At 63.8% G+C, this 12,854-nt stretch carries 7 protein-coding genes; 4 read left to right on the forward strand and 3 right to left on the reverse strand.

From position 1 onward, the window contains the following. Positions 1–327 precede the first annotated feature (327 nt). From pmtA to dnaK, 3 genes are all read right to left on the reverse strand, one after another. On the reverse strand, positions 328–936 hold the full coding sequence (pmtA, locus tag O7B34_RS16140) for a phospholipid N-methyltransferase PmtA (RefSeq protein ID WP_027142509.1): 609 nt from the start codon (positions 934–936) through the stop codon (positions 328–330). Between the two features lie 105 nt (positions 937–1,041). Then, positions 1,042–2,169, reverse strand: coding sequence for a molecular chaperone DnaJ (dnaJ, locus tag O7B34_RS16145; RefSeq protein WP_140715790.1), 1,128 nt, complete (start codon positions 2,167–2,169; stop codon positions 1,042–1,044). A gap of 221 nt (positions 2,170–2,390) precedes the next feature. Then, complete coding sequence (gene dnaK / locus O7B34_RS16150) at positions 2,391–4,307, reverse strand: molecular chaperone DnaK (protein WP_140506953.1); 1,917 nt, start codon at positions 4,305–4,307, stop codon at positions 2,391–2,393. 489 nt (positions 4,308–4,796) lie between these two features. Here dnaK and O7B34_RS16155 point away from each other — a divergent pair, with 489 nt between their 5' ends. The 4 genes from O7B34_RS16155 (at position 4,797) to O7B34_RS16170 (ending at position 12,782) form a co-directional block, all read left to right on the forward strand. After that, a complete protein-coding gene (locus O7B34_RS16155; RefSeq protein ID WP_337146980.1) occupies positions 4,797–6,764 on the forward strand; it encodes a hypothetical protein in 1,968 nt (655 codons plus the stop codon). 199 nt (positions 6,765–6,963) lie between these two features. Continuing rightward, positions 6,964–10,743, forward strand: coding sequence for a DUF7929 domain-containing protein (locus tag O7B34_RS16160; RefSeq protein ID WP_442920970.1), 3,780 nt, complete (start codon positions 6,964–6,966; stop codon positions 10,741–10,743). A 222-nt stretch (positions 10,744–10,965) separates the two neighbouring features. Beyond that, the gene (rpe, locus tag O7B34_RS16165) at positions 10,966–11,643 is read left to right on the forward strand and encodes a ribulose-phosphate 3-epimerase (protein WP_027142504.1); all 678 of its coding nucleotides are present in this window, start codon (positions 10,966–10,968) and stop codon (positions 11,641–11,643) included. A gap of 392 nt (positions 11,644–12,035) precedes the next feature. Continuing rightward, positions 12,036–12,782: a GntR family transcriptional regulator gene (locus O7B34_RS16170; RefSeq protein ID WP_337147116.1), complete on the forward strand. Its 747-nt coding sequence runs from the start codon at positions 12,036–12,038 to the stop codon at positions 12,780–12,782. The last annotated feature ends 72 nt before the right edge of the window (positions 12,783–12,854 follow it).

Genomic DNA, 12,854 nt, shown 5'->3' on the forward strand with positions numbered 1-12,854 from the left:
ATTCGCTGTCACCAAAAGCGCATTACCGTGCTGCTCAATCGATACACGACAACTGTCACAAGCCCCGGCATTCGAGGCGACTTGTCGCCACTGTCCTCGAAGCGAGATGGGCTCGGCGGCCAATGGCGCCGTTGCCAGAAATACAGAAAAAAACAACAATAGGGAATATACGAGGCGCAAGGGTAGCTCCTTATGCATCCGGAGCCCCGCTATACCGATCAGCAGTTTCTCTATACCTGCAATTAAATATCAAATGATATCGAACGGCGATAAATCACCAATTCGTTTTCCCGGCGAAGCAGGCGGGATACTGGGCGAGAATCCGCGTCAATCGCCGCTGCCGCGCCTGTAGATCCACAGCTGCGTCGGCGGGATGTTGCGGAAGATGAAGTCGAAATGCTTGACCGTGTAGTCGCCGCGGCCGGCCGGGATCGGCGACATCGGACCATAGGTCAGCTGCACGATCGGCCGTCCGGCCGGGATGCGGTCGAGCAGGCTTTCGATATAGGCGATGCGCTGGGCGACCGGGAAGTTGAGCAGCGGCACGCCGGAAACGACGCTATCGAAGATCATCCCGCTTCTCTCGCCAAGCGTGGCGTTGAGGTTGAAGGCATCGCCCTCGATGACGTTGACGCCGGGATAGAGCTGGCGCAGGTGGCGCACGAAATCGGTGGAATATTCGACCGCGTAGAGGTTTTCAGGCCGCACGCCCTGGGCGAGGATGGCGCGGGTGATGACCCCGGTACCGGGACCGACCTCGAGCACCGGCAGTCCGGACTTCGGGTTGACGATCGAAGCCATCTTGCGTGCGGTGATCGAACTGGTCGGAACGATGGAGCCGACCGTCTTCGGCTTGTCGATCCAGCCCTTGAAGAATTTGAGTTCGTCGTCGAACTTCTCGGCAAACGCCTTCCGCAGTCCGTGACCACGTGCCATGCAAGCTCTCCTCAGCGCTCCCCTTGGAAGCTACTTAACACCTGGGTGACGCAAGGCAAGGCGCTGCCCTGCCTGTGTCGTGGATAAGATAGCTTTGGTCGCGTCTCAACGCTCGCCGAAAGATTCGAAAAAGTCCTTCATGCGGGCGAAAAAGCCGCTCGATTGGGGCGAATTGTCCTGCGAGGAGAGTTGTTCGAACTCCTCCAGCAATTCGCGCTGGCGGCGCGACAGGTTCTGCGGCGTCTCGACCGCGGTCTGGATGTAGAGGTCGCCGACATTGGGTTGGCGCAACACCGGCATGCCCTTGCCCTTGAGGCGGAACTGGCGTCCGTTCTGCGTACCTTCGGTCACCTTCACCTTGGTCTGGGTACCGTCGAGCGTCGTCACCTCGAACGAGCCGCCAAGGGCTGCCGTCGTCATCGAGATCGGCACCTTGCAATAGAGATCGGCGCCGTCGCGCTGGAAGAATTCGTGTGGCTTGACGGCCAGGAAGATATAGAGGTCGCCCGACGGCCCGCCGCGCAGCCCGGCCTCGCCCTCATTGGCAAGGCGGATGCGGGTGCCGTCCTCGATGCCGGCCGGGATGTTGACCGACAGCGAGCGTTCCTCGGTGACGCGGCCTTGGCCGGCGCATTTCGGGCACGGATCCTTGATCGTCTGGCCGCGCCCCTGGCATTGCGGGCAGGTCCGCTCGATCGAGAAAAAGCCCTGCGTGGCGCGCACCTTGCCGTGGCCGTTGCACATCGAGCAGGTGACCGGCTGGGTGCCGGGCTTCGCGCCGCTGCCCGAGCATTCCGTGCAGGATATCGAAGCTGGCACGCGGATTTGCGCGGTCTTGCCCGCGAAGGCTTCCTCCAGCGAGATTTCCATGTTGTAGCGCAGGTCGGCGCCGCGCTCGCGGCCGCCGGAAGAGCGGCGCTGGCGGCCGCCCATCATGTCGCCGAAAATATCCTCGAAGATATCGGCAAAGCCACCCGCACCAAAGCCCTGCGCGCCATTCATGCCGCCCTGCTCGAAGGCGGCGTGGCCGAAACGGTCATAGGCCGCGCGCTTCTGCGGGTCCTTCAGCGTCTCGTAGGCTTCATTGATTTCCTTGAACTTGTGCTCGCAGGAATGATCGCCGGGGTTGCGGTCGGGATGGAACTGCATGGCGAGCTTGCGAAAAGCGCTCTTGAGCTCCTTGTCGTCGGCGCCCTTTTGCACGCCCAGCGTTTCGTAGAAATCAGCTTTCATTTTTTCCCGCAGTTCCGGATCAACGTCTTGATGCATGGTGTGCGTCGTTTGCCGGCACGTTGTTCGATTTAGGAGCGGTGCTGCCCGTATGCTAGGGCCGGCGCGAACTTGTCCGTGGTTTTCGGTGATTTTTTCGGCAGCGCGCGCATTTTTTTCAGCGAGGGTTGCAAAAAAGCCCGGCCTTGCGCCGGGCTTTTCGCATTATCTTGCCGTCAGGCCGTTCAGGCCGACTTCTTCTTGTCGTCGTCCTCGTCGATTTCCTCGAAATCGGCGTCGACCACATCGGAGTCCTTGGCGGCATCCGCCTTGGCATCGGCTTCCGCCGCTTCCTTCTGCGAGGCCTCGTACATGGCCTGGCCAAGCTTCATGGAGGCTTCGGCAAGCACCTGGCTCTTGGCCTCGATGTCGGCCGGATCGTCGCCCTCGGCAGCGGTCTTCAGCGCCGCGATCGCATCGGATATAGCGGTGCGCTCGGCCTCGGAGACCTTGTCGCCATATTCCTTCAGCGACTTCTCCGACGAATGCACCAGGGCTTCGGCCTGGTTGCGGGCCTCGACCACGGCGCGACGCTTCTTGTCGGTGTCGGCATTGGCCTCGGCATCCTTGACCATCTTCTCGATGTCGGCGTCCGAAAGACCACCCGACGCCTGGATGCGGATCTGGTGCTCCTTGCCAGTGCCCTTGTCCTTGGCCGAGACGTTGACGATGCCGTTGGCGTCGATGTCGAACGTGACTTCGATCTGCGGCACGCCGCGCGGCGCCGGCGGAATGCCGACCAGGTCGAACTGGCCGAGCGCCTTGTTGTCGGCGGCCATTTCACGCTCGCCCTGGAAGACGCGGATGGTCACGGCCGACTGCGAATCTTCGGCCGTCGAGAACACCTGGCTCTTCTTGGTCGGGATCGTCGTGTTGCGTTCGATCAGACGGGTGAACACGCCGCCCAGCGTCTCGATGCCGAGCGACAGCGGCGTCACGTCGAGCAGCAGCACGTCCTTGACGTCGCCCTGCAGCACGCCGGCCTGGATGGCGGCGCCGAGTGCGACGACCTCATCCGGGTTGACGCCCTTGTGCGGCTCCTTGCCGAAGAACTGCTTCACGATCTCCTGGATCTTGGGCATGCGGGTCATGCCGCCGACCAGGACCACTTCGTCGATCTCAGCGGCCTTCAGGCCGGCGTCCTTGAGCGCCGCCTTGCACGGCTCGATGGTGCGCTGGACGAGATCCTCGACCAGGCTTTCGAACTTGGCGCGCGTCAGCTTCAGCGTCAGGTGCTTCGGTCCGGTCGCGTCGGCGGTGATGAAGGGCAGGTTGATTTCGGTCTGCGTCGTCGACGACAGCTCGATCTTGGCCTTCTCGGCCGCCTCCTTGAGGCGCTGCAGGGCGAGCTTGTCGTTCTTCAGGTCTATGCCCTGTTCCTTCTTGAACTCGGCCGCCAGATACTCGACCAGGCGCATGTCGAAATCCTCGCCGCCGAGGAAGGTGTCGCCATTGGTCGACTTCACCTCGAACACGCCGTCGCCGATCTCGAGCACCGAAATGTCGAACGTGCCGCCGCCAAGGTCATAGACGGCAATGGTCTTGCCTTCCTTCTTGTCGAGGCCATAGGCAAGCGCTGCCGCGGTCGGCTCGTTGATGATGCGCAGCACTTCGAGGCCGGCGATCTTGCCGGCGTCCTTGGTCGCCTGACGCTGGGCGTCGTTGAAATAGGCCGGAACGGTGATGACCGCCTTCTCGACCTTCTCGCCGAGATAGGCCTCCGCCGTTTCCTTCATCTTCTGCAGGATCATGGCCGAGATCTGCGAGGGCGACTGCTTCTTGCCGCCGGCCTCGACCCAGGCATCGCCATTGTCGCCCTTGACGATCTTGTAGGGGACGAGCTTCTTGTCCTTCTCCGTCACCGGATCGTCATAGCGGCGGCCGATCAGGCGCTTGACCGCGAAGATGGTGTTTTCAGGATTGGTGACCGCCTGGCGCTTGGCCGGCTGGCCGACGAGACGTTCGCCGTCGCCCGAGATGGCGACGATGGAAGGCGTCGTGCGCGCGCCTTCCGCATTCTCGATCACCTTCGGCTCCTTGCCATCCATGATGGCGATACAGGAGTTGGTGGTGCCGAGATCGATACCGATTACTTTTGCCATTTTTCTAGTCTCTCCGCTAAGCAGGCTCTCAGGACCCGGTAAGGCGTTCCGACGAAAGCCCCTGTTCACAAGAAATCCCGTCCGGCCACCGGTTCTCCGGCGCCGCACGGCTTGGCGCGTATATAAGAACAGGCGGCATCGCGCGCAAGCATTCTGCGCAAGGCTTCCATGAACCTTTCCACCTCCGCCCGCGACTGATGTCCAGGTGCCGCATGGTGCGGCCCCGGAAAGGAAGCCCCCATGACCAGCAACCCAGAGACTCCATGGTCTCCGGGACCAACAGGAGCTCGGCGCGACCACCGCCTTCGGGACGGGGTCGATGCGCTGGGCTTTCCGCTGATTCCGTTGACCCTGCGCAGGAGCAGGCGTATCGTGACTATGAGGAAAGCAGACAATTCGATCAGGGAAGAACGTGCCGGACCACCGCGCCTTGCCCTGATTTGCGCGGCGATGCCGGGTGTTTCTCCCGTGGCTAACGGGGGTAGCTTCATGTCTCGCGTCCACGGCACGTTTGTGTCTTCTCTCCATTTTGCCGGCGGCTTGCGACGAGCCGCGCATGCAGGCAGCGGCTTGCTGGCCCTGGCACTTGCCGCCAGCCTGTGGCTTGGAGGCGCCGCCCAGGCGCAGGAAACCCAGATCATTTATCCCGGCTCGATGGCGGTGACCGGCTTCCCCGGCACCATCATCCCCAATTTCGACGAGGGCTTGCCACCCGGCGTCGATCCGGTCGACGAGACCTTCATCGACACTTCGCGCGCCAGCTTGCGCGTGTTCGATGTTTCGCACCTGGGCGGCCCGGCCTCCGGCCAGCTCGTCTTCACGCCGCCGCCTTTCGAGGTGACATCAGGCCAGATCGGCGAGGTGTTCGGCCTCGCCTATGATGACGGCGTGCGCGGCGGTGTGCCATCGGGCATTCCCAACCTCTATGCCGCCGCCACCTCGCTGCATGGCGTCGAAATCGTCACGCCGGACGCCGACAAGGACGGCAGGCCGGAGCGGCAGCGCCGCGGCACGGCGGGCGCCACTTTCATGGAGGGTCAGTTCGGCACCGAAAACGGCGGCGGACCGGGCACCATCTGGAAGATCGACGGCATCACCGGCCAGGTCGCCAAATTCGCCGACATCGACACCAACAGCGGTCCCGGCATCGGCAACCTCACCTTCGATCCCGTCCATCGCCAGTTTTTCGCCTCCGACCTCGACACCGGCCTGATCCACCGCATCGACGCCGACGGCGGACCGATCGACACCTTCGACCATGGCGTCGCAGGGCGACCGGCGCATGGGCTGGCTCCCGTCGCCGACGATGGCGCGGTGATGGACATACAGGGCGCCGCCTTCGACACCGAAGACGCCGAGACCTGGGGCTACACCCAGGACGAGCGCCGCGTCTGGGCCGTCTCCTATCATGGCGGCCGGCTCTACTATTCGGTCGGCGAAAAGTCCGAAATCTGGTCGGTGGGCATTGCCCGCGACGGCACCTTCGCCGGCGATCCGCATTGGGAACTGACGGTCAAGGCCGACAAGGACTACGCCGTCACCGACATCGCCTTCGACAACAGCGGCTTCATGTACCTTGCGCAACGCGGCCCGACCGAAAACCGCTACGACTACAGCCGCTTCGCCGATTCCGGCAAGGGCGAGGTCATCCGCTACTTCAGGGAAAACCCGGACGATCCCTCGACGGAATCGATCTGGGTGGAAGCGCCGCAGGAATACGCGGTCGGCTTCCCGCAAGGCAACAGGCAGTCGGCCGGCGGCCTCGACCTGCAATACGGCTACGACGCCGACGGCAATCTCGACACCTCGGTCTGCACCCAGACCTTGGTCAACACCGGCGACAAATTGCGCGACAACCCCGAGCTCGCCGAAAAGCTCGCTGCCGGCGGGCCGCTTGCCGTCCATGGCGTGCAGATCACGCCCAAGGACCTGGTCAAGCCGGCCAACGTGCCGCCCTTCGGCTCCTGGTTCGTCGATTTCGACGGCTATTTCGAGGATCCTGAAGTGGAAGGCCATGTCGGCGACGTCGCCGTCTGGCACCCTTGCGAGGGCCGTGCCGGCTATTATGAGGAAATACCGGGCGGCTATGAGCCCCCCTTCTACCCGCCGGACTTCCCACCGCCCGGCAATCTGCCTCCGTGTCTCGATGTCGAGGACGTGCAGTATTTTTGCACGCCGCATGGCCTCGAGGCCGATCTCTATCTCCATGACCATGCCGGCTTCGGCGGCGATTCGATCAAGGCCCAGTCCAGGACGCCAGGCGTCGGGGTGACCTCACCCATGTCGCATGCACTGGGCAAGCCGTACACGATCGACATCACCGGCCACTATCCGGGCGACAGAGTGGATGTTGGACTTTGCTTCTACAGGAAGTCCGACAAGGACAAGGGTGGCTACTACCCTTGCTGCAAGATGACCTTGCCGCTCCGGACCCCAGCCGTCAGCTGCGAACGTTGAGGAGGCGAAGATGAACAGTCTTGCCCCATCCCCGCTCGCGACCCAAACGCAAAAAACCGTCATGGAGACGATCATGAAACCCCTGTCATATGCCAGGCGCGGTGCGCGCTGGCTGATGGCTGCCGGTATCGCGGTCGCCCTTGCGCCCGCACTGCCGGCATCCGCCGCCCAGACCGTCCAGGCTGTCACCAGCCCAGATGTGCAGCCGTTGCAACTCGACAATCCGCGCATCATCAATCCGGAGCCCGGACGTGTCGTGCCGTTCTTCACCAAGACCGGCGGCCAGCGCAGCTGCGACTATGTCTTCTACACCTTGACCTTCGGCCTGCGCGGCAATCCGCAGGGCTTTGCCGATCCGGGCCTCGAGGCGGCGCTGAAGAAAGCCCAGCTCGAGTTCAAGGATCAGCTTCCGCACGGTCTTTCCATCGTCAACGTGACGGTCTCCGGCGACGGCACCGATGCATCGGGTGGGCCTTTGCCTGCCGCCGTCATCAGCAATTCGGCCGGACCCAGCGATACGGCAACGGTTTCCGATTTCCGGATGTCCGCCAGCGATCTCGATGGCTCGGGCGCACTGAACGAACGCGTCATCACCTTCCGCATCACGGCCAAGATCGACCACGCTGCGTTTCTGGCGCCGCTCAATGTCGACAATCAGGGCCTGATCAAGGTCACCGGCGGCATCGGCACGGGAACCATCATCCCCTCGCAGGATCCGGGCAAGCCGGACGATGGCAACATCGCGACCGGCGAAAAGACCTCGATCCGGATCGACCTCACCAAATGCGACAAGCAACCTCCGCCCCCAACCGACCATGAGTGCTTCAAGGTCGAGCGCGGCACGGTCGACTGCGTGCCCGGCGGTGGTGCCTTCATCTATCACATGCCTGTCGGCCCGGAGATGGGCGGCAAGTGGGTGCAGGTGTCGACGACCTCGTCAGGCATCACCATCATCCCCGACACCCAGAAGGTGCCGGCGGGCGGCGGGGTGCTCAACTGGAAGATCGTCGGCGCGTCACCCGGCGACGTCATCCACCTCATCGTCACCGGCATCGAGACCTATGCCGGACCGAAGGAGGGCTGGGGCCGGTGCTGCACGCAAACCATCGACATCGTCATCCCGCGTGACCAGAGGTGCCCGCCCAGGGACAAGGAGCCGGATCTCAAGGTTGAAAAGCATGCCGATGTCACACGCTGCACCATGGCCGGCGGCTGCGACTTCACCATCCGGGTCACCAATGTCGGCACGGGGCCTTACAACGGCAAGATCGTGCTCGACGAGGTGACGCTGCCGGCCGGCTCGACGCTGAGTTCAGGGCCCAATCCGCCCTGGGTCTGCGCGCCGGGAACCACCCCGATGACGTGCACCTACCCGGTAACCACGCTCAATCCGGGGGCCTTTGTCGACCTCAAGCTCGGCTTCAGGCCGGCCGGAGGCTGGCAAGGCAGCGTACTGCGCAACTGCGCCACCTATAATTACGGCGCCAGCGGCAAGTCGCTTTTCGGCAGCCAGGCCAATGACCGGGGCTGCGCGTCGATCCCGATCTGCCGCCGCGGCGACCGCAACCCGGATTGCCAGCCGCCGGTCGAAAAGAAGGTCGACCTGATCCTCAAGAAGCGTGCCCGCACCGAAGTCTGCACCGCCGATGGCGTCTGCACCTTCATCATCGACATCATCAACAACGGCACATCGACCTATAACGGGCCGCTGACGGTGATCGACAACTACCCAAGCGGCGCGCCGACATCCTCCACCTTCGGACCGAGCCCGCCCTGGACATGCGGCCCGAACGGCCCCGGCCAGTTCCGCTGCGACAATGCCGGCATCTCGCTGCCTGCGGGCGCCTCGACGCCGATCTTCGTCAAGGCGGTCGTGCCGGCCAGCTATCGGTCGGACATGGTCGAGAATTGCGCCGAGGTGAGGGCCATCCCCGGTGAGGTCGATCTCACCAACAACAGGGCCTGCGCCAAGGAACGCATCCGCCATCCCAATGGCGGCCAGCCGACCTTGCGCATCACCAAGGTGTGCAACGGCTCGCTGGCTGGTGCGGCGCTGGTTTCCTGCCGCATCACCATCAGCAGCGTCGGCACGGCTGCCCCCACCGGTCCGGTGCGGGTCAACGATGCCGCCACGCTGGTGTCGGGCGGAGCGCCCGTGCAGATCCAGACCGTCACCCCTGACGGCGCGGAATGGGCGTGCGGACCGGTTCCGGCCAATGCATTGTCGTGCCAGATTCCCGGCGCCGTCATGACACCCGGGACCTCAAGGCACTTCGACGTGACGGTCTCGGCCAATGGCGAGTTCGAGAACTGCGCGCGCGGCTCCTATGGCCCGGCGCAGGGCGACGACGTTGTCTATCCGATCGGCCAGGCCTGCGCCAAGGGCGGCGGCTCCTCGACCATCCGTGTCGAGAAGACCGGCGACCGCGAATGCAGGCTCGGCCGGCCCTGCTCGTTCGACATCACCATCACAAATGACGGGACGAGCCCCTTCTTGGGTCCGGTCCGCATCGGCGATGCGATCGGGGTGGAAGGGCTTGGCCGACTGGAAGGCGTTGCGATCACTTCGATCGACCCGCCCTTCGGCTGCTCGCCGGAACCGACGAGCTTGCCGGCCTCCTGCATCGCCAACCTGACCCTCGGCGCCGGCGAAAGCCAGTCCCACCGTGTGACAGTGGTCATCCCCGACGATGGGCGTCTTGCCAATCTGCAGGGCAACGTCAATGGCCAGAACTGCGTTGGCGTGCTCTCTCCCGACACACGGGTGCAGGGCGGCGCCGACGTGCTGTCCAAGGATGCGACCAGCGTCCAGGGCGATCGCGGCAAGGCCTATGCGTGCCATCCGTTCATCATCACGCATGAGGTGAAGAATGAGTGCTCGCCGGGCTTTGTCATGAACGACGCCGGCCGCTGCGTCTGCCCGGAAGGCACCACCTTCCGCAACGGCCAGTGCACGGGCGGCGGCACCAATGTTCTGCCGTTGCCACCGCCGCCGCGCTGCGTGCTGCTCGAAGGCCAGATCCGCACCGAGGACGGACGTTGCGTCTGCCCGCGCGGCACGGAGCTGGAGAACGGAAAATGCGTCAGGACCGACAAGCCCGAGCAGTGCAGCATCCGTGGTCAGGTCCACGACGCCGACGGCGACTGTGGCTGCCCGCGCGGCACCGAGGTGCGAGACGGCGCCTGCCGTCAGATCCGGCCAAAACCACAGCAGTGCCGCATCCCTGGCCAGTTCCGCAATGCCGACGGTGACTGTGTCTGCCCGCAAGGCACCGAGGTGCGCAACGGCGCCTGCCGCCCAACTCGGCCGAAGCCCGAGCAGTGCGGCATCCGTGGCCAGGTCCACAATGCGGACGGGGACTGCGTCTGCCCGCAAGGCACCGAGGTGCGCGACGGCGCCTGTCGCCCGATCAGGCCGAAGCCCGAGCAGTGCAGCATCCGTGGCCAGGTCCACAACGCGGACGGGGACTGCGTCTGCCCGCAAGGCACCGAGGTGCGAGACCGGGCCTGCCGTCCGATCCGTCCGCAGCCTGACCAGTGCACCATTCGTGGCCAGGTCCATGACTCCGATGGCAATTGCGTCTGCCCGAGGGGTACGGAGGTGCAAGGCAATGCCTGCCGGCGCAAGCAGCCTGACATGCAGCAGTGCGACATACGCGCCCAGGTCCACAACAAGCGCGGCGAATGCGTCTGTCCGCGTGGGACCGAGGTGATCGACGGCGCATGCCGCAAGCCCAGGCAAGAGAGCGAATGCGCGCCGGGCTCGCAGATGGTCAACGGCCAGTGCCAGCCCATCTTCAGGCGACACTGCCCGGAGGGTACGATCGGGCGGTATCCGAACTGCAGGCCGATACGCGGGCAGCCGTCGCTGGAAATCGATCCGGGTCAACTGCTGCAATTGCTGCCGCGACGCAGGCAACAGATCGACCAGCAACAGGATCCGGTTCCAAACAGGGTCTTGAAACTCCAGCAGCAGTAACCATCCGCGTGACGCCAAACGAGAACCACCCGCCGGAGCAATCCGGCGGGTTTTCTTTATGATCAAGGCAGGCGGTGATTGACGGCAACAGGATCGGCTAACGCCGCGACGATACCCCTGCCTGTGGAACCGCTGTACTTGCGCCCTCGACAAGTCGCCGGGAGCGCTTTAGGCAGTCGGTTCGGGGCGACCGTATGAAAGGGCGCCCGGAAAGGCCGCGAGATGAGCAAAAAAACCTTGATCGCACCGTCGGTGCTGGCATCGGATTTCTCGAAGCTCGGTGACGAGGTCGAGGCGGTGGCGGCGGCCGGTGCCGACTGGATCCATCTCGACGTGATGGACGGGCATTTCGTGCCGAACATCACCTTCGGCCCGCCTGTCATCAAGGCGATCCGCAACCGCACCAAGGCCTTTTTCGACTGCCACCTGATGATCGCGCCCGCCGATCCCTATCTCGCCGCCTTCGCCGAGGCCGGTTGCGACGGCATGACGGTGCATGCCGAGGCCGGGCCGCATCTCGACCGCTCGCTGCAGACCATCAGGAACCTCGGCAAGAAGGCCGGCGTCTCGCTCAATCCGGCGACGCCGGAAAGCGCCGTCGAATATGTGCTCGACCGGCTCGACCTGATCCTGATCATGACCGTCAATCCGGGTTTCGGCGGGCAGGCCTTCATCCCGGCAATGGTCGACAAGGTGAAAAGGGTCAAGGCATTGATCGGCGACCGGCCGATCCGCATCGAGATCGACGGCGGCGTCTCTCCGGAAACCGCGCCGCTGGTCACATCTGCCGGCGCCGACGTGCTGGTGGCCGGTGCTGCCATCTTCAGGGGCGGCAGCGTCGAAGCGTACCGCGCCAACATCGAGGCGATCAGGACCGCGGCCGACAAGGCCGCCGGCTAACTCGGCCCGATCGACCGGTTTTCAATTTCGGTCGGTCCAAGAACGTGGTGCGGAGAGTGGCTCCCGGCGTCCGGGCCGAATCAAATCCGTGCAGAAGGCCTGAACCGACCAAACCGCGACTGTCTTTTGCGCGCGGCAGAAAAGATGCTCGCATGGGGACACAAGAAACAGATGACCATGCGTGCATACAAAACGCTTTAAGGTTCTGCTGGTTGTAGAGATATTCGAATTCCCGCGATCGGCGTGCCGATTGGGTATATTTCTTTGTTCTAAAGTACAATAGCGCGATCTTCTGCTTGAGCGGCGGAAGCGTGGCGCTGTATGGTACATGTACAGAAGGGGAATTTCTGACTCGAATTGCCCAACACGACAGTTGGGGACAAGGAGTCGCTTTGACATATGGAGCTGCCAATCTGAACGACGACGGCACGGGCGCCAAGAGTACGCTTGCCAGTACGGTCTATCATCAATTGCGTGATGATCTTCTCGGCGGCGCTCTGGAAGCCGAAAGCAAGCTGCGCGTCGAGTGGGTCGTTTCCAAGTATGGCGCCGGTGCCTCTCCGGTTCGCGAAGCTCTCAATCGCCTTGCCTCGGAAGGCCTCCTCGGCCGCCACGACCAGCGTGGCTTCTTCATCATGCCGGTCAGTGCGGCCGAACTCGAGGAGCTGACGCGCACCCGCTGCTGGCTCGAGGAGCGGGCGTTGCGCGAATCGATCGCCCACCGCACCGCCGAATGGGAAGAACAATTGGTGCTGGCGCTGCATCGCCTGGGGCGCGCCTCACGGCTTTCGCCGCAAAGTACCTCGTCGCTCAATCCGGACTGGGAGAAATTGCATCGCACTTTCCATCGGGTGCTGATCTCGGCCTGCCGGTCGCACTGGCTGGTGGGGTTCTGCGACCAGCTTTCCGATCACGCCTACCGCTATCGGCAGATGGCCAATGACGGCGAGAGCATCCAGCGCGACGATTTCGCCGAACACCGGCTGATTGCCGAAAATGCGCTGGACGGAAACGCGGATGGCGCCGTCCAGGCCCTGATCGATCACTACCAGCTGACCGCCGCCATGTGCATGGAACGCTTCAAGCAAGGCGAGGCGCCAAAGGTCGCCGCCGGTCCGGGCCAGCGCGTCCACCGTTGACGGCTGTTTGATCGGCGCGCTCTGCTGTCCCATCTCTCGAACTTTTTCGGTAGACGCCGGGCAGCCGTTTGC

This window comes from Mesorhizobium sp. Cs1299R1N3 (genome assembly GCF_037179625.1).
GTDB classification, from domain to species: Bacteria; Pseudomonadota; Alphaproteobacteria; order Rhizobiales; family Rhizobiaceae; genus Mesorhizobium; species Mesorhizobium salmacidum.